At 68.2% G+C, this 16,628-nt stretch carries 16 protein-coding genes; 9 read left to right on the top strand and 7 right to left on the bottom strand.

From position 1 onward, the window contains the following. Positions 1 to 89 precede the first annotated feature (89 nt). From AC1RCS_RS00610 to AC1RCS_RS00590, 5 genes are all read right to left on the bottom strand, one after another. On the bottom strand, positions 90 to 1,295 hold the full coding sequence (locus tag AC1RCS_RS00610; RefSeq protein ID WP_218339177.1) for an ABC transporter substrate-binding protein: 1,206 nt from the start codon (positions 1,293 to 1,295) through the stop codon (positions 90 to 92). Between the two features lie 75 nt (positions 1,296 to 1,370). Beyond that, complete coding sequence (locus AC1RCS_RS00605) at positions 1,371 to 1,955, bottom strand: amino acid synthesis family protein (RefSeq protein ID WP_492244762.1); 585 nt, start codon at positions 1,953 to 1,955, stop codon at positions 1,371 to 1,373. Positions 1,956 to 2,003: 48 nt separating this feature from the next. Continuing rightward, the gene (locus AC1RCS_RS00600; protein WP_218296583.1) at positions 2,004 to 2,645 is read right to left on the bottom strand and encodes an amino acid synthesis family protein; all 642 of its coding nucleotides are present in this window, start codon (positions 2,643 to 2,645) and stop codon (positions 2,004 to 2,006) included. Between the two features lie 21 nt (positions 2,646 to 2,666). Continuing rightward, a complete protein-coding gene (locus tag AC1RCS_RS00595) occupies positions 2,667 to 3,593 on the bottom strand; it encodes a UPF0280 family protein (protein WP_492244763.1) in 927 nt (308 codons plus the stop codon). Positions 3,594 to 3,604: 11 nt separating this feature from the next. Next, complete coding sequence (locus AC1RCS_RS00590; protein ID WP_492244764.1) at positions 3,605 to 5,254, bottom strand: 6-hydroxynicotinate reductase; 1,650 nt, start codon at positions 5,252 to 5,254, stop codon at positions 3,605 to 3,607. Between the two features lie 174 nt (positions 5,255 to 5,428). Here AC1RCS_RS00590 and fdxA point away from each other — a divergent pair, with 174 nt between their 5' ends. The 4 genes from fdxA (at position 5,429) to AC1RCS_RS00570 (ending at position 8,672) form a co-directional block, all read left to right on the top strand. After that, positions 5,429 to 5,758: a ferredoxin FdxA gene (gene fdxA / locus AC1RCS_RS00585; protein WP_218296580.1), complete on the top strand. Its 330-nt coding sequence runs from the start codon at positions 5,429 to 5,431 to the stop codon at positions 5,756 to 5,758. A 66-nt stretch (positions 5,759 to 5,824) separates the two neighbouring features. Beyond that, positions 5,825 to 6,601: a ferredoxin--NADP reductase gene (locus AC1RCS_RS00580; RefSeq protein ID WP_218296579.1), complete on the top strand. Its 777-nt coding sequence runs from the start codon at positions 5,825 to 5,827 to the stop codon at positions 6,599 to 6,601. 45 nt (positions 6,602 to 6,646) lie between these two features. Beyond that, complete coding sequence (locus AC1RCS_RS00575; protein ID WP_492244765.1) at positions 6,647 to 7,354, top strand: TetR/AcrR family transcriptional regulator; 708 nt, start codon at positions 6,647 to 6,649, stop codon at positions 7,352 to 7,354. A gap of 130 nt (positions 7,355 to 7,484) precedes the next feature. Continuing rightward, positions 7,485 to 8,672: an amidohydrolase family protein gene (locus tag AC1RCS_RS00570; RefSeq protein WP_492244766.1), complete on the top strand. Its 1,188-nt coding sequence runs from the start codon at positions 7,485 to 7,487 to the stop codon at positions 8,670 to 8,672. 65 nt (positions 8,673 to 8,737) lie between these two features. On the opposite strand, the gene AC1RCS_RS00565 is transcribed toward AC1RCS_RS00570, so the two are convergent. Next, on the bottom strand, positions 8,738 to 9,535 hold the full coding sequence (locus AC1RCS_RS00565; protein WP_492244767.1) for an outer membrane lipoprotein: 798 nt from the start codon (positions 9,533 to 9,535) through the stop codon (positions 8,738 to 8,740). Between the two features lie 269 nt (positions 9,536 to 9,804). Between AC1RCS_RS00565 and AC1RCS_RS00560 the strand changes: the two genes are divergently transcribed. Continuing rightward, the gene (locus tag AC1RCS_RS00560; RefSeq protein WP_492244768.1) at positions 9,805 to 10,716 is read left to right on the top strand and encodes a DUF72 domain-containing protein; all 912 of its coding nucleotides are present in this window, start codon (positions 9,805 to 9,807) and stop codon (positions 10,714 to 10,716) included. A gap of 41 nt (positions 10,717 to 10,757) precedes the next feature. On the opposite strand, the gene AC1RCS_RS00555 is transcribed toward AC1RCS_RS00560, so the two are convergent. Continuing rightward, on the bottom strand, positions 10,758 to 11,684 hold the full coding sequence (locus AC1RCS_RS00555; protein WP_218296575.1) for a YihY/virulence factor BrkB family protein: 927 nt from the start codon (positions 11,682 to 11,684) through the stop codon (positions 10,758 to 10,760). 127 nt (positions 11,685 to 11,811) lie between these two features. Between AC1RCS_RS00555 and AC1RCS_RS00550 the strand changes: the two genes are divergently transcribed. The 4 genes from AC1RCS_RS00550 (at position 11,812) to AC1RCS_RS00535 (ending at position 16,626) form a co-directional block, all read left to right on the top strand. Further along, positions 11,812 to 12,624, top strand: a complete 813-nt coding sequence (locus tag AC1RCS_RS00550) for an IclR family transcriptional regulator (protein WP_218339184.1) — start codon at positions 11,812 to 11,814, stop codon at positions 12,622 to 12,624. Positions 12,625 to 12,846: 222 nt separating this feature from the next. Beyond that, the gene (locus tag AC1RCS_RS00545) at positions 12,847 to 13,620 is read left to right on the top strand and encodes an SDR family oxidoreductase (protein WP_218296573.1); all 774 of its coding nucleotides are present in this window, start codon (positions 12,847 to 12,849) and stop codon (positions 13,618 to 13,620) included. A 40-nt stretch (positions 13,621 to 13,660) separates the two neighbouring features. Continuing rightward, positions 13,661 to 14,887, top strand: coding sequence for an acyl-CoA dehydrogenase family protein (locus AC1RCS_RS00540; RefSeq protein WP_218296572.1), 1,227 nt, complete (start codon positions 13,661 to 13,663; stop codon positions 14,885 to 14,887). Positions 14,888 to 14,928: 41 nt separating this feature from the next. Next, on the top strand, positions 14,929 to 16,626 hold the full coding sequence (locus AC1RCS_RS00535; protein ID WP_492244769.1) for a long-chain fatty acid--CoA ligase: 1,698 nt from the start codon (positions 14,929 to 14,931) through the stop codon (positions 16,624 to 16,626). Positions 16,627 to 16,628 lie beyond the last annotated feature (2 nt).

Here is a 16,628-nt window from a genome sequence, read left to right as displayed (position 1 = left end):
GGCCGCCCCGCAGCGGGGGCGGCGCCCCCTTCCCGCGCACAGCACGGCAGAAGAGGGAAGACGCGAAGCGTCTCAGGGAGGGTTGCGACTCAATCCGCGGGGCGCATCTTCTTGACTTCGTCGTTGCTGGGCTGCACCTTGCTGCCGTCCACGTAGCGGTAGTTCACCATCACGCCCTTGCCGCCCTCGTTCTTGGTGCGGCCCACGTAGCCGCCCATGGTGGACTGGTTGTCTTCGGCCCGGTAGACGATGGGGCCGAAGGGTGTGGGCACCTGCAGGCCCTTGAACGCGGCCACGAGCTTTTCGGTGTCGGTGGAGCCGGCTTTCTTCATGCCCTCGGCCAGCGACTTGATGGCGCTGTAGCCCACGATGGAGCCCAGGCGCGGGTAGTCGTTGAACTTGCCCTGGTAGGCCGTCTGGAAGGCCTTGTGCTCGGGCGTCTGGATGCCGTACCAGGGGTATCCCGTGACGATCCAGCCGTTGGGCGCCTCGTCCTTGAGCGGGTCCATGTACTCCGGTTCGCCCGTCAGCAGGCTGACCACCTCACGGTCCTTGAACAGGCCCCGCGTGTTGCCTTCGCGCACGAACTTGGAGAGGTCGGCACCGAAGAGCACGTTGAAGATCGCATCGGGCTTGGCATCGGCCAGGGCCTGCACCACGCTGCCCGAGTCGACCTTGCCCAGCGGCGGCGCCTGCTCGACGACGAATTCCACATCGGGCTGGGCCGCCTTGAGCAGCTGCTTGAAGGTGGCCACGGCCGACTGGCCGTATTCATAGTTGGGGTAGACCAGCGCCCAGCGCTTCTTCTTCAGGGCGACGGCCTCGGGCACCATCATCGACACCTGCATGTACGTGGAGGGGCGCAGGCGGTAGGTGTAGCGGTTGCCGTTCTGCCACACGATCTTGTCGGTCAGCGGCTCGCCGGCCAGGAAGAAGAATTTCTTTTGCTTAGCGAAGTCCGTCAGCGCCAGCCCCACGTGCGACAGGAAGGACCCCGTGAGCACATCGACCTTCTCGCGGGACACCAGCTCCTCGGCGGCCCGGACCGCGTCGCCGGGGTTGCCGTTGTCATCGCGGATGACCAGCTGGACCTTCTTGCCCAGCACGCCGCCCGCGGCATTGATCTCGTCAACGGCCAGCTCCATGCCTTTCTTGTAGGGCTCCAGGAAGGCGGGCTGCGCCTTGTAGCTGTTGATCTCGCCAATCTTGATGACATCCTGGGCGTGCACAGGGGCCAGCGTGATGGCCAGCGCGGCCGCAGCCGTGGCACGCATGAGGTTTCGTCGCATCGTCATGGGGAAACTCCTGAAAGGTGGGTTGGGGAGACAGGGGGGGATGGTGGTGGGTGATGGTAGTGCCGGGGACCGCGCTCAGCGCAGCCCGTCCGTACCCTGGATTTCGGACGCCTTGAGGCCGCCCACGCGGGGCAGCGGCCGGCCGCTGTCCGTCACGACGACGGCGACGACGATTTCGTTGGCCCGCGGCGCGTCGGCCACGCGGGCCTCCATGGCGTCGAAATGGCTGCGCACGTAGGCCGCGTCCTTGTGGCCCAGGGGCACGTCGATGGCCGTGCCCAGGCCACCGATCTTCTTGCTCGACGGCACCAGCGCGGCGCCTTTTTCCACCGCCACGCGCAGCGGGGCGCCCAGCTTGGGGTGCAGGATGGCGGCGGCGTGCTCCAGTTCCCCCGCCTCGCCCACGATGGCGGCCTTGCCATAGCTCTGCGCCTGGCCCGGCTCGATGCCCAGCGCGGCGACGCAGCGGGCGCCCAGCAGGGCCCCCAGCTCCTCGCCGATGGCCACCAGCTCGTCGAGGTTCTCGACATAGCGGCCCGCAAAGGGGTTGTCGATCACGGCCATGGCGAGGGCCTTGCGCACGGGGGGCTGCACGTCGCGCCCCATCTCCACGCGGACTTCATCCGTCTGGACAACGATTTTCCGGATCTTGGCTGGCATGTGTTGCTCCTTGGTTTTCTTGTGGATGCGGCAGTGGGCCTGGCGCCTTCAGCGCAGGCCGTCCCATTGGCTGATGTCGGCGGCCTTGAGCCCGCCGACGCGGGCGTGGATGCGCGCGCCCGTGGTCATGGCGAGGATGAAGACGATTTCATCGGACGCGGGCGCTCCGGGAACGCGCACCTCGATGGCATCGAAGTGGCTGCGCACGTAGCTGGCGTTGATGTGGGTGAGCGGAACATCCAGCGCCGCGCCGGGGCCGCCGACCTTCTTGGTGGAAGGCACAATGGACAGGGCATTGGCGGGCTGCCCGGTCTTCTTTTCCGCCTGGCCCTTGGCATAGGCGTTGCGGTCGCCCTTCCAGCCCAGCAGCTCGCGCATGGCATAGCCGCCGGGCACGTGCCACAGCGCGCCATGCTCCAGCTCGCCGGCGGCCCCGACGATGGCGCCCTTGCCGTAGGTCGCGATGCGCTCGGCGGGCACGGCCATGGCCTTGAGCAGCCGCTGGGCCATGTCCAGCCCCACATCCTGCAGGGCGTCCATCATCGGGAGGATGTCCGGCTCATACCGGCCGGAATAGGGGTTTGTCAGCACCGCGCCGATGGCGCCGCGCAGCAGCGGCACATCGGCCACGGGCCCGAATTCATGCCGGACTTCCTCGAGATGGGTGAAAACACGTCGTATCTGGATCATTTTGGAAACCTGTGCAATTCGTTAAGCAAATACCGAACCAACTTCTGCCTGCGGCGCCATTTCCACCGGCAGCGCCATGCCATCCGCCGCTGGCTGCGCCGCCGCGGTGGCCACGAACTGGCCCTGGCAGGCGAGCAGGGCGAACCACAGCAGGCCCTGTGCCTGCAATTCTTGCGCCTTTTGCAGCCCCTGCCCCAGCGCGCGATGCACGAGCCCGGCAGGCAATGGCGGAACATCCACTGTGACAGGAATGGCACCCAGATCGCTGTCATCGTGGACCCGCCATGCCGGCATGCGCAGGATGCGTTCGTCATCCACATTGACGGCATTGGCCACGATCGTGGCCGCGGCGTCGGCCTCGGCCGCCGTGCGGGCCAGCACCGTGACGCTGTCGGCAATGCCCAGCGAGTGGCTGCGCCCGCGCCAGCCGCTGGTGGCCACGCCGCGCACGGGCATGGCGCTGTCGATGCGAATCTTTCCGTCCAGGACCAGCCCGTGGCGCCATTGCGCGGCGTCCAGCGCGGCGATGTCGGAATACACCCCCACGGTGGCCGACTGCCCGGGGGCCAGGTGCAGCGCGATGTCTCCGCCATTGTTGACCCAGGCCCGCCCAATGCCGTCCTGGGCATAGCACCCAAGGATCTCCTGCGCCACCGACCCCGCGACCGCAGCCATCGCGGTGATGAAGCCTGCGCGGTACGGCCTGCAGGCCGTCCACATGCGGCGCGCGACCACGCCGCGCAGAGGACAGGCGCCCCCCTCCACCGGCGCGCGCAGGGCGGGCAGCTCGTCCACCAGTTCCTGCAGCAGACCCTCGAAACGCGCCCAGGCACGCTCATGGGCCCGGGCCACGGCATCGGCTGCGCCCTCCGCCTGGATGACGAGATCCATGGGCCCGTGCTGGAAATGCCAGCGGCCGTCGGACAGGGGATTGCGGCAGGCTTGCATGGCGGTGCCGCTCAGCCCAGCAGGGGCGGGCGCCCCAGCGGCCAGGGGTTGGCGGACGGCAGCGTCTGCCATGCCAGCGCCTGGGGCGCGCCGTCGTTGTGCCACGCGCCGTGCTCCAGCACCTCGCGCAGGCTGCGGATCTGCCCCGCATGGCCGCCCAGTGCTTCGTAGTCGGTGCGGCGCATGCTGAATTCGATGGGCGCCACGATGGCGGGCGTGGGCACGGTGCCAAAGCTGTTGTCGGGCATGCGCAGCACATCGGCCATCACCGTGATGCCGCCACCGGGCCACACATAGGCCGGCGCGCCGCCGCAGGTCACATTGACCAGCGCATTCTTGATGGAGCGGGTGAGCAGCACGGGGTTCTCGGTGACGCCGGCACGCAAGCTGCCGCCCGCGCCGCCGAGGAAAAGCACCGAAGCCAGCGAGGGCTCGCAGTTCTCGCCGATGCGGTCCACGATGCGGCGCACTTCGGAAGGCATCTGCGCCTCCACCGGGTTCAGCTGCCCGTCCAGCACATACCAGCAGGCATGCTCGCCCGTGGTGGATGTCATGAGCAGGCGCAGGCCGGGCCATGCCACCTCGGGGTCCCAGCCTTCGATGATGGCCAGCGGGTCGGCGATGTCGGTGCCGCCCCAGCCCGTTCCCGGATTCGCCACCTGGAAATAGCGCCCCGGCGTGGACTTTCGCCCGCGCATCTGGATGCCAGAGGACTTCATGTCCAGGCAGCGCCCAGCCTGGTGCTCGGTCAACACGCCGGTGATGTGGTCGTCCACCACCACCACCTCATCCGCATGGCCGAAAAACTGGCGCGCGAAGATGCCGATGGCGGCCGAGCCGCAGCCCACGCGCATGCGCTGCTCGGCCACGCCGTTGACGATAGGCGCGCGCCCGGCCTGGATCACGAGCTGCGAGCCGCCGTCGATGGTGAACTCCACGGCCTGCTTGTTGCCCAGCAACTGCATCATCTCGGCGGTGACGCGGCCTTCCTTCTTGGTGCCGCCGGTCAGGTGGTGCACGCCGCCGAGCGACAGCATCTGCGAGCCGTATTCCGCCGTGGTCACGTGGCCGACCACCTCGCCCTTGCAGCGCACATTGGCCTGCTCGGAGCCGAGGAAGCGGTCGGTGTCGATCTTCACCTTGAAGCTGCAGTAGCTGAAGATGCCTTCGGTGACTACGGTCACCATGTCCACGCCCTGCACCTGGGAGCCCACGATGAACGGCGCGGGCTTGTAGTCAGGATAGGTGGTGGACGAACCCACGCCCGTCACGAAGACCTCTTCGCTCAGCAGCAGGTCGCCCGACCAGGGCGCGGGCGGTGTGCAAGGCGCGCTCCCCGCATCGCTTGCGGCGGCATCCGCACCGCTCTGCTGCGCGGCCTGGGCCCGCGCCGCAAACGGCACCAGCGTGGCCTCGCCGGCCTCCAGGGTCTTGCGCAGCAGCACCACCGGGTCCAGCCGCACCAGCACCCCGGCGTGGTTGGCGTAGCGGTCGCACGCCCCCGCGCGGCCCTCGGAAATCTGGCACAGCACCGGGCACGCATTGCACTCGACCTTGGCCGCGTTCATGCGCTCATTGCGGGGCCGGGCGCGCTCGAGCACTTGCGGCAGATCCGGCGCATCCATGCCCGGAAGCCCATCGGTCTTGGTGTGTTCAGTCATCGTGCGGCCCATTCATTGCATCTTTTCAAATGCTTGTACGCTCAGTGCATTTTGTGTAGCATTCACTTAACTTAAATGTTGTGATCACTACATTTATCGCGAATGTAGCGTAATCATCCATGGTCCGCAATGGTGTTTTCGCACCCCCCGAAAAGGTGCATGAGGAGCCCCAATATGACGCACGTTGTCACTGACGCATGCATTCGGTGCAAGTACACCGATTGCGTCGACGTATGCCCGGTCGACTGCTTCAAGGAAGGGCCGCAATTCCTGGTGATCGATCCCGACGAGTGCATCGATTGCGCGGTGTGCATTCCCGAATGCCCGGCCAATGCCATCTACGCGGACACGGACCTGCCGGCGGAGTTCGCTGCCTTCCTGGAATTCAACAAAAACCTGGCCCCGGGCCTGCCCACAATCACCAAAAGAAAGCCTCCACTTCCAGATGCGGAACAATGGAGGGTTGTGAGCCACAAGCTTTCCGGCCTGGATATCGCGTTCTGACGCGCTCCGGGAGCGGACTTCAGCCAGTTTTCCCCTGTTTTCTTCAACTTTCCCGACCCAAGCACCATGAGCGCCTTTCTCGAAGAACGCGTCCTGACGGTCCACCACTGGACAGACCGACTTTTCTCCTTCACCACCACGCGCGACACCGCCCTGCGCTTTTCCAACGGCCATTTCACGATGATCGGCCTGCGCGGGGAAAACGGCAAACCCCTGCTGCGCGCCTACAGCATCGTGAGCCCCAACTACGAGGAACACCTGGAGTTCCTGTCCATCAAGGTGCCCGACGGCCCGCTGACCTCGCGCCTGCAGCACATCAAGGTGGGCGACCACATCGTGGTGGGCAAGAAGCCCACCGGCACCCTGCTGATCGACTACCTCCTGCCCGCCAAGCGGCTGTACATGTTCTCCACGGGCACGGGCGTGGCGCCATTCCTGAGCCTGATCCGGGACCCCGAAACGTACGAGAAGTTCGAGGAAGTCATCCTGGTGCACGGCGTGCGCGAGGTGAAGGAGCTGGCCTATCACGACTACATCACGCAGGAACTGCCGCAGCACGAGTTCCTGGGCGAGATCGTGAGCAAGCAGCTCAAGTACTACCCCACCGTCACCCGCGAGCCATTCAAGCACCAGGGCCGCGTGACCACCGTGATCGAGAACGGCCAGCTGGCGCGCGACCTGGGCCTGCCGGCGCTGAACCCTGCGGAAGACCGCGTGATGATCTGCGGCAGCCCCGAAATGCTGCGCGACCTCAAGCACATGATGGAAGAGCGCGGCTTCAAGGAAGGCAACACCACGAAGCCCGGCGACTTCGTGATCGAACGCGCCTTCGCGGAGCAGTGACCCCCGGCCGGCCCGCGGGGCCGGCCCTTCTCACCTGGATCATCCATGTCTGCCACACCCACCAAGACCCGGACGGCGTCCACCCGCTCCCCTTCCACCCGAAAGACGGGGGTGCGCGAACTGGCGGCGCAGACCACGCGCGACAACATCCTGAAAGCAGCGACCAAGGTGTTTGCGCGCTATGGCTACGAAGGTGGCAGCGTGGAGAAGATCTCCAAGGCCGCCAAGTCGTTCGACCGGATGATCTACTACTACTTCGGCAGCAAGGAAGGCCTGTTCATCGAGGTGCTGGAGGAAACCTACCGGCGCATGAACGATGCGGAGTCCAAGCTCGACCTGGACACCGCCAAGCCGGTCGAGGCGCTGCAGGCGGTGATCCGCTTCGTGGTGGGCTACTACCGCAAGAACCCCGAGTTCATCACGCTGCTCAACACGGAAAACCTGCACAAGGGCAAGCACATCTCCAAGTCGATGCGGGCCCGCGAATACTCGTCGCCCGCCATCGAGGTGATCCGCCGCGTGCTGGAGAGCGGCCAGGCACAAGGCCTATTCCGCAAGGACGTGTCGGCGCGCGACGTGTACCTGCTGATCGCCGCCACGGGCTACTTCTACATGTCCAACCGCCACACGCTGTCGGCCTTTCTGGGCGAAGACCTGGAGACGCCCGATGCGCTGGCGCACTGGGAGTCCTTCGTCATCGACAGCGTGCTGCGCACCGTGGCGCCGGGCCCCAGCCTACCCAAGGGCAAGTGACGGCCGAAGGTCCGAAGATCTTCGGCACGCACCTCCGCAAGTAGTACGGCAAACGCAGGACGCACCGGACACAACGATTTTCTGAGCGAGGGCCGCAACGGGCCCGAACCCCCACCCACGAGGAGAATCCATGGCAGAAGCAGCAGCCGGCGGCAAGTCGGGCAAAGTGGTCATCAAGAACATCGGTCTTTTGTTGTCGGGCGACCTGGACCGCCCCATCCTGGATGCCGACACCATCGTCGTTCATGATGGCCTCATCATGGCCGTGGGCCGCGAGAAGGACTGCGACACCGAACACGCGCAGACCGTGATCGACGCGCGCAAGACCTGCGTCGCGCCCGGCCTGATCGACAGCCACGTGCACCCGGTCTTTGGCGACTGGACGCCGCGCCAGAACCAGATCGGCTGGATCGACTCCACCATGAACGGCGGCGTGACGACCATGGTCTCGGCCGGCGAAGTGCACCTGCCGGGCCGCCCCAAGGACATCGTGGGCCTGAAGGCGCTGGCCATCACCGCGCAGCGCTCGTTCGACAACTTCCGCCCCGGCGGCGTGAAGGTGATCGCGGGTGCCCCGGTCATCGAAAAAGGCATGACCGAGCAGGACTTCAAGGACCTGGCCGACGCGGGCGTGACGCTGCTGGGCGAGGTGGGCCTGGGCTCCGTCAAGGCCGGCTACGAAGCCCAGCAGATGGTGGCCTGGGCACGCAAGCACGGCATCCAGAGCACCATCCACACGGGCGGGCCGTCCATTCCGGGCTCGGGCCTCATCGACAAGGACGTGGTGCTGGAGGCCGATGCGGATGTGATCGGCCACATCAACGGCGGCCACACCTCGCTGCCCTGGAAGCATGTGTGCGAGCTGTGCGAGAAGTCCTCGCGCGCCATCGAGCTGGTGCACAACGGCAACGAGAAGATCGCCATCCAGGCCGCGCGCGCGGCCATCGAGCTCAAGTGCCCGCACCGCGTGATCCTGGGCACCGACGGCCCGGCCGGCTCGGGCGTGCAGCCGCTGGGCATGCTGCGCATGATCGCCCTGATCTCCAGCTTCGCCGACATTCCCGCCGAGCTGGTGTTCTGCTTTGCCACGGGCAACACGGCGCGCATCCGCAACCTGAACTGCGGGCTGATCGAGCCGGGCCGCGCGGCGGACTTCGTGTTCATGGACCGCGCCCAGCACACGGCGGGCGCCACGCTGCTCGAAAGCGTGCAGCTGGGCGACATCCCCGGCATCGGCATGGTGATGATCGACGGCCTGGTGCGCTGCGGCCGCAGCCGCAACACGCCGCCGGCCACCGAGATCCCCTTGGTGCTGTAGCCCACCCCCGGCCCATGAAAAAGCCCGCTGGCAGCGGGCTTTTTTTGCATTGGGAACGAGGTGGATCAATATGTGTCCGCCACGCGCACGGCGCCGGGCTGCGGGCGTGGATAGGGCTCTGCCGCCCGCGTGGCGGCACCGTCGTCCACGCGGAAGCCCTTGCCCTGCAGCACCACGGGCGTGCCCACGGCTGGGGGCTGCGCGCGCGTGAAACGCCGCACGGAGCCATCTTCCATGCGCACGGCGATCTGGTAGACCGTCTGCGTGCGCGTGCGCTCTTCGACCTTGTGGCCGACATAGCCGCCGCCCACGGCACCCAGCACGGTGGCCGCCGTGCGGCCCGAGCCCTTGCCCACCTGGTTGCCCACCACCGCCCCCAGCACCCCGCCGGCGACCGCCCCCACGCCGGTGGCGGGTGCCGCCTGCTGCACGGCCTGGACGGACTCGACACGGCCACAGGTGGCGCACACAGGTGCCTGCGCGGCGGTGCGCAGCGGTTGTTGTTGTTGCGGCTGCCGGGACGGCTCGGCATACCCCTGCGCCAAGGCCGGCGGCTGGTTGGCCACGCTGTGGATGGCAACGTTCCTGTTGCCCACGGGCGGTGGCTCCTGGTAGGACTGCGGGGGCGTGGCAGCCCCTGGCGCACCATTGGCGGGCTGCGCGGCAGCGGCCAGCGACGGCGCATCGGCCGCGGACGGCCCCGCGTTCTGCACCACCAGGGTCGTACCCAGCGCGACCACGCTCACGCCGAGCACCCCGATGGCCGCCCACAGCCACTTGAGGGAGGGCGCCGCGCCGAAGGCCCCCACGGGCGCGGCGGCCAGGGAGCGGGTGGTATTGGAAGGTGAAACGATGAGGCTCATGGCTGTTCTCCGAAAGGTCCAGATAGTTCTGGACGGGTGGCTGCCAGCGTACCCGGCAGTACCGGGAATCCGGGCGTAGCCTCTGTAAAGGACGTAAGAACCTGTTTACACATTTTTCTCTGCGCTGCAGCGGCAGGGCGGCACGTAGCCCCCTGCGAACTTCCGGCGCCAAAGGGTGGCAAGCACCCGGGTTGTGCCCGCGCAAACGGCCACCTATGCTGGCCGTCGGCCCGTGCGCCGCGCGGATGCGGAAAGAAAGGAGGCTCACGATGGCGATGGCTGCGGCACAGATCCGCATCGGGATATCTGGCTGGCGCTATCCGCCCTGGCGCGGCAGCTTCTACCCCCCGAGCCTCACCCAGGCGCGGGAGCTGGAATTCGCGTCGCGGCAGTTCCCCAGCATCGAGCTCAACGGCTCCTTCTATGCGCTGCAGCGCCCGTCCAGCTATGGGCGCTGGGCCGCCGACACCCCCGAGGGCTTCGTCTTCACGGTGAAGGCCCCGCGGTACATCACCCACGTCCTGCGGCTGCGCGACGCCCGCGCGGCCATCGCGAACTTCATGGCGTCGGGGCCGCTGGCCCTGGGCTGCAAGCTCGGGCCCATCCTGTGGCAGCTGCCGCCAAGCCTGGCTTTCGAGGAAGCACTGCTCGATGCCTTCCTGGGCCACCTGCCGCACGACACCGAGGCCGCAGCCCGCCTTGCCCATGAACGCGAGGACCGCATGCGGGGCAAGGAATGGCTGGGCCCCGTGGCCCCGATGCGGATGCGCCACGCCCTCGAGGTACGCCACGCGAGCTTCTCCCAGCCGGCGACGGTGGCGCTGCTGCGCCGCCACGGCGTGGCGCTCGTGGTGGCGGACACGGCGGGCCGCTGGCCCGAGGTGGGCGATGTGACGGCGGACTTCATGTACCTGCGCCTGCACGGCGCCCAGGAGCTGTACGCGAGCGGCTACAGCGATGCGCAGCTGGCGGCCTGGGCCGGGCGCATCCGCGCGTGGGCCGCCGGCGGCGTGCCGCCCGACGTGCGGCTGCTCTGCGCAGAAGACGCCGGCCCCACCGCCATGGCCGCGCGCAATGTGTTCTGCTTCTTCGACAACACCATGAAGACCCATGCGCCCGGGAACGCGCTGAAGCTCGCCCGCACGCTGGGCGTGGACGCCCAGCTGCACATTTCCGCCTGAGCGCGCGGGGAAGGCACCCTCGGCACCGCCGGCCTCGGGCCTTACTGCGGCACGTGCAGGCGCCCCCGCTGCGCGGGCAAGGCGCCCAGCTCCTGGAACGCCCGGGCGCAGCTCGCGGAAAACAAGAGGACGGCGGACGAGAAGTAGATCCACATCAGCAGCACCACCAGCGACCCGGCCGCGCCATAGGCCGACACCACGGCCGCGGTGGACAGGTACCAGGCCAGCAGCTGCTTGCCCACCGTGAACAGCGTGGCGCCCACCACGGCCCCGGCCATGATGCAGCGTGCGGGCGGCTTGGCCCCCGCGCCGATGCGCATCAGGCCCACGAACAACGCCACGGCAAAGCCGAAGGCGACGGCTTCGTTGACGACCTGCATGACGGGCGCGAGCGGCGCGAACGACAGGTGCGCCCCGGCCCAGCCCGCCAGCAGGTGGATCAGCGTGGACAGGGCCAGCGACACCAGCAGCAGGAACCCCAGCGCCAACACATAGGCCAGCCCCCGCAGGCGCAGCGAGGCCATGCGCCACCAGGCCGCCCGCTGCGGCACCGGCCCGCCGCCGCGCCAGAGATGCTCCAGCGCCGACTGCAGTTCCACGAACACCCCGGTGGCCCCCGACACCAGCACCACAAAACCCACCAGGGAAGCCAGCCGCCCTTCGCTGGGAGCCTGCGCGCTGGCCAGCGCCTGCCGCACCACGTCGGCCACCTGCTGGCCCATCACCGCCTGCACCTGCGCGATGAGATTGCTCTCCAGATAGCTGCGGTCCATCCACCAGCCCAGCACGCCCACCAGCAGCAGCAGCAGGGGCGCGAGGCTGAGCATGCCGTAGAAGGACATGGCCGCGCTCATGCGCAGCCCGTCGGCATCCAGCCACATCTGGGCCGCGCGCCAGAAGGGCTGCAGCAGCCGCCAAAGGGCTTGAAAAGGCAGGAGGAGGCGTTGGACTGTCGGGCGCACGTTCATCGCCACAGCCTAAGGCCGCAAGGCCGTTGCGTCCATGCGCGGATCACCGCTGTGCAGGTAGGTGCGCTCCCACAGCGGCCGCCCGGCGCCAGGCAGGCCCCTGGAACCGCATCGCCATAATGCGCCCATGCCGCCGCCCCGCCCTGCCCACACTCCCCGCGCGCCCCTGGCGCGGCCTCCCCAGGACCGGCACTTCGTGACGGCGCTGGCCCGGGGCCTGGAGGTGCTGGCCTGCTTTCGCGCGGGCGACAAGCTCCTGGGCAACCAGGAGATCGCGCAACGCTGCCGCCTGCCCAAATCCACCGTGTCGCGCCTGACCGCCACCCTCACCCGGCTGGGCTACCTCATCCACGTGGAGGCCTGCGGCAAGTACCGCCTGGGCACCGCCACGCTGTCGCTGGGCAGTTCGATGCTGGTGCGCCTGGACGTGCGCCAGGTCGCGCGCCCGCTGATGCAGGAACTGGCCGACTTCGCGGGCGCCGAGGTGTCGATGGGCACCCGGGACCGCCTGTCGATGATCTATGTCGAGAACTGCCGCAGTGCGGCCCTGCACACGCTCAGCCTGGACGTGGGCTCGCGCATCTCGCTGGCCACGTCCGCCATGGGGCGCGCCTGGCTCGCCGCCGTGCCGCCCAAGGAGCGCAGCGCGGTGCTGGCCCAGATCCAGGGCCGCGACGAAACCGCGTGGCCGCAGGTGCAGCTGGGCATCGACCAGGCGCTGCAGGACTACCGCGGCCTGTCCGTGGCAACGTCGTTCGGTGACTGGCAGAAGAACGTCAATGCGATCGCCCGCGGGTTTCAGCCGGGGGGCGGGCTGCCGCCCATGGTGATCAACTGCGGCGGGCCCGCGTTCAATGTCCCGCAGGATTTCCTGCTCGATGCGGTGAGGCCGCGGCTGATAGAGATCGTGGCCCGCATCGAGACCGCGGTCTACCGCTAAGGACCGCGCTGGCGGGCCTTCGCGGGCACGCACCGAGTTTCGCAGGTGACAGCTCGCGTTTTACATCGGGTGCGGCCCCGACTAGCATGAAGTGCAGTTGCGGGTTCCGCGCCGCGAGCGTGGTGCCCCGCACCTTTCCCCATCCCACGGCAGCGCGATGCCCGGGCGCCCTGTCGCCTTCGAGCCCGCGCGCTCCACGCACTTCCAACGAAAGCCCTTCTCATGAGCGTCAAGCAACTCTTCGATCTCACCGGCCAGGTCGCCCTGGTCACCGGCGGCTCGCGCGGCCTGGGCCTGCAGATGGCCGAGGCCCTGGGCGAGATGGGCGCCAGGCTCGCCATCACGGCCCGCAAGGCCGATGAGCTGGCCGAAGCGAAAAAGCACCTGGAAGGCCTGGGCTGCGAGGTGTTGACCGTGGTCAACGACCTGCAGAAGACCGGGGACATCCCCGGCCTGGTGGACCAGGTGGTGGAGCGCTTTGGCACCATCGACATCCTCGTCAACAACGCGGGCGCCACCTGGGGCGCCAAGGCCGAGGACCACCCCGACGCCGCCTGGCACAAGGTGATGGACCTCAATGTGAACGCGCCCTTCTTCCTCTCGCGCGAGGTGGGCAAGCGCTGCATGATTCCGCGCGGCAAGGGCAACATCATCGTGACGGCCTCGGTGGCCGGCATCAAGGGCACGCCGCCGGGCATGAACACCATTGCCTACAACACCTCCAAGGCCGCGGCGATCCACTTCGCGCGCACGCTGGCCTCCGAATGGGGGCACTATGGCATCCGCGTCAACGCCATCTGCCCCGGATTCTTCCCGAGCAAGATGGCCAGCGGCCTCATCGACAAACTGGGCCCGGCCATGATCGAGCGCACCCCGCTGCGCCGCATCGGCGGCGAAGAGGACCTCAAGGGCGCCGTGGTGTTCCTCGCCTCCGAGGCCTCGCGCCACATCACAGGCCACGCGATCGTGGTGGACGGCGGCGCCAGCCTGATCTGACACCGCGCCATTCCCTGCCCTTTGCGGAAAGCACCCCTTCATGGATTTCACCTACTCCCCCAAGGTCGTCGACCTGCAGCAGCGCCTGACGGCGTTCATGGAAGAACACATCTACCCCGCCGAACCGGTATACCACCACGAGGTGGCCGCAAACCGCAAGGCCGGCAACGCCTGGCAGCCCACCCAGGTGATGGAGGACCTCAAGGCCAAGGCCCGGGCCGCCAACCTCTGGAACCTGTTCCTGCCCGAATCCAACCTGGGCGCGGGCCTGACCAACCTGGAATACGCGCCCCTGTGCGAGATCATGGGCCGCTCGCACATCGCGCCCGAGGCCTTCAACTGCTCGGCGCCCGACACCGGCAACATGGAAACGCTGGCGCGCTATGCCACGCCCGAGCAGCAGCAGCGCTGGCTGCTGCCGCTGCTCGACGGCCGGATCCGCTCGGCCTTCGCCATGACCGAGCCCGACGTGGCCTCCTCGGACGCCACCAACATCGAAGCCCGCATCGTGCGCGACGGCGACCACTACGTCATCAACGGCCGCAAGTGGTGGACCTCGGGCGCGCCCGATCCGCGCTGCGAGATCCTGATCTTCATGGGCAAGACCGACCCCGACCATGCCAGCCGGCACCAGCAGCAGTCGATGATCCTCGTGCCCATGGACACGCCCGGCGTGACCATGGAACGCGCGCTGCCCGTGTTCGGCTACGACCATGCGCCGCACGGCCATGGCGAGGTGAGCTTCGTGAATGTGCGCGTGCCCGTGGCCAACATCCTGCTGGGCGAGGGCCGTGGCTTCGAGATCGCCCAGGGCCGCCTGGGCCCCGGGCGCATCCACCACTGCATGCGCCTCATCGGCGTGGCCGAGCGCGCGCTGGAGTTGATGTGCCAGCGCGCCCTGGGCCGCACTGCGTTTGGCCGCAAGGTGGCCGACCAGGGCGTCACGCGCGAGCGTATCGCCAACGCGCGCATCCTGATCGACCAGGCGCGCTTCCTGGTGCTCAATGCCGCGCAGATGATGGACACCGTGGGCAACAAGGTCGCCCGCAAGGAGATCGCGATGATCAAGGTGGCCGCGCCCAGCATGGCCTGCCAGGTGATCGACTGGGCCATGCAGGTGCATGGCGGCGGCGGGGTGAGCGATGATTTCCCGCTCGCGGCCGCCTATGCCCAGGCACGTACCTTGCGATTTGCCGACGGCCCCGACGAAGTGCACCGCAATGCCATCGCCAAGGACGAGCTGGCACGCCATCTGAAACGCGGCTGACCGCCCCGCCGCCGAACCACGCCTTCAGGAGCCCGCCCCGCATGTCCGACCGCCACCTTGCCCACTGGCCCCCGGGGCTGTCCCGCCACCTCACGCTGCCGCAGACCAACCTGTTCCACAACGCCGAGGTTTCGGCGGCGCGCTACCCGGACAAGCCGTTCCTGGTGTTCTACGACACGCTGGTGACCTTCCGGCAGTTCCAGCAGGAGGCCGAGCACATCGCGGGTTTCCTGCAGCAGCGGTGCGGCGTGAAGGCCGGCGACCGGGTGCTGCTGTACATGCAGAACAGCCCGCAGTGGATCCTGGCGTTCTACGGCATCCTGCGCGCCAATGCCGTGGTGGTGCCGGTGAACCCCATGAACCTCACCGACGAGCTGCGCCACTATGTGCACGACAGCGGGGCCACCGTGGCCTTCCTGCCGCAGGACCTGCATGCGCAGGCGCAGCCGCTGGTGGGCGGGGCGCAGGGTGGCGCCGGCCTGGAGCACCTGATCGTCGCGGCCTACAGCGACTACCTGCAGGTGCCCACCGACCTGCCCGTGCCCGCGTTCGTCTGCGCGCCGCGCGAGGCCATCGCCGCCCCGGGCGTGACGCTCTGGAGCGACATGCTGGCGCAGCGGCTCGCGCCCGGCCCGCTGACCGCCGGGCCCGATGACCTGTGCGTGATGCCCTACACCTCGGGCACCACCGGCCACCCCAAGGGTTGCATGCACACGCACCGCAGCGCCATGAGCACGCTGGTGGGCGGCGCGCAATGGTTCTCGCGCACGCAGGATGCGACCTATCTGGCCGTGCTGCCGCTCTTTCACGTCACGGGCATGTCGGGCAGCATGAACGGGCCGCTGTTCGTGGGCGCCACCGTGGTGGTGCTGCCGCGCTGGGACCGCGACGCCACGGCCCGGCTCATGCAGCGCTACCGCATCAGCATCTGGCAGGCCATCTCCACCATGGTGGTGGACTTCCTGGCCAACCCGCGCATCGGCGACTACGACATCTCCAGCCTGCAGGCCATCCGGGGCGGTGGCGCGGCCATGCCCAAGGCGGTGGCGCAGCGCCTCAAGGAGCTGACGGGGCTGGACTACGTGGAGGGCTACGGCATGTCCGAAACCATGGCGGCCACGCACATCAACCCGCCGCACCGGCCCAAGCCGCAATGCCTGGGCATCCCGGTGTTCGACGTGGATGCGCGCGTGGTCGACCCCGCGACGTTCGCCGAACTGCCGCCGGGCGAGACCGGCGAGATCGTGGTGCACGGACCGCAGGTCATGGTGGGCTACTGGAACAACCCGCAGGCCACGGCCGACAGCTTCATCACCCTGGAGGGCAAGCGCTTCCTGCGCACCGGCGACCTGGCGCAGGTGGACGAGGACGGCTACTTCTTCATGGTGGACCGCTTGAAGCGCATGATCAACGCATCGGGCTTCAAGGTCTGGCCCGCCGAGGTCGAGGCCATGATGTACGCCCACCCCGCCATCCAAGAGGTGTGCGTGATCGCCGCGCACGACGAACGCCGGGGCGAGACCGTGAAGGCGGTGGTCGTGCTGCGCGACGCCTTCAAGGGCCAGGTGAGCGCGCAGGACATCATCGACTGGAGCCACGACCACATGGCCGCCTACAAGAGCCCGCGCCGCGTGCAGTTCGTGGACATCCTGCCCAAGTCGGGCACGGGCAAGGTCCAGTGGCGCGAGCTGCAGGAACAGGAGCGCAGCGCACCTCCCGGGGCGGGTCCGCGCGCCTGATG

It is taken from the genome of Acidovorax sp. GW823-FHT01C06 (assembly GCF_058798375.1).
Note: the sequence above shows the minus strand (reverse complement) of the source record. Positions and strands in the feature narration are given on the sequence as shown.

Bases quoted from the DNA above. Each gene is read 5' to 3' on its own strand.
- AC1RCS_RS00610 (WP_218339177.1), bottom strand. From the start codon at position 1,295: ATGACGATGCGACGAAACCTCATGCGTGCCACGGCTGCGGCCGCGCTG.
- AC1RCS_RS00605 (WP_492244762.1), bottom strand. From the start codon at position 1,955: ATGCCAGCCAAGATCCGGAAAATCGTTGTCCAGACGGATGAAGTCCGC.
- AC1RCS_RS00600 (WP_218296583.1), bottom strand. From the start codon at position 2,645: ATGATCCAGATACGACGTGTTTTCACCCATCTCGAGGAAGTCCGGCAT.
- AC1RCS_RS00595 (WP_492244763.1), bottom strand. From the start codon at position 3,593: ATGCAAGCCTGCCGCAATCCCCTGTCCGACGGCCGCTGGCATTTCCAG.
- AC1RCS_RS00590 (WP_492244764.1), bottom strand. From the start codon at position 5,254: ATGACTGAACACACCAAGACCGATGGGCTTCCGGGCATGGATGCGCCG.
- fdxA (WP_218296580.1), top strand. From the start codon at position 5,429: ATGACGCACGTTGTCACTGACGCATGCATTCGGTGCAAGTACACCGAT.
- AC1RCS_RS00580 (WP_218296579.1), top strand. From the start codon at position 5,825: ATGAGCGCCTTTCTCGAAGAACGCGTCCTGACGGTCCACCACTGGACA.
- AC1RCS_RS00575 (WP_492244765.1), top strand. From the start codon at position 6,647: ATGTCTGCCACACCCACCAAGACCCGGACGGCGTCCACCCGCTCCCCT.
- AC1RCS_RS00570 (WP_492244766.1), top strand. From the start codon at position 7,485: ATGGCAGAAGCAGCAGCCGGCGGCAAGTCGGGCAAAGTGGTCATCAAG.
- AC1RCS_RS00565 (WP_492244767.1), bottom strand. From the start codon at position 9,535: ATGAGCCTCATCGTTTCACCTTCCAATACCACCCGCTCCCTGGCCGCC.
- AC1RCS_RS00560 (WP_492244768.1), top strand. From the start codon at position 9,805: ATGGCGATGGCTGCGGCACAGATCCGCATCGGGATATCTGGCTGGCGC.
- AC1RCS_RS00555 (WP_218296575.1), bottom strand. From the start codon at position 11,684: ATGAACGTGCGCCCGACAGTCCAACGCCTCCTCCTGCCTTTTCAAGCC.
- AC1RCS_RS00550 (WP_218339184.1), top strand. From the start codon at position 11,812: ATGCCGCCGCCCCGCCCTGCCCACACTCCCCGCGCGCCCCTGGCGCGG.
- AC1RCS_RS00545 (WP_218296573.1), top strand. From the start codon at position 12,847: ATGAGCGTCAAGCAACTCTTCGATCTCACCGGCCAGGTCGCCCTGGTC.
- AC1RCS_RS00540 (WP_218296572.1), top strand. From the start codon at position 13,661: ATGGATTTCACCTACTCCCCCAAGGTCGTCGACCTGCAGCAGCGCCTG.
- AC1RCS_RS00535 (WP_492244769.1), top strand. From the start codon at position 14,929: ATGTCCGACCGCCACCTTGCCCACTGGCCCCCGGGGCTGTCCCGCCAC.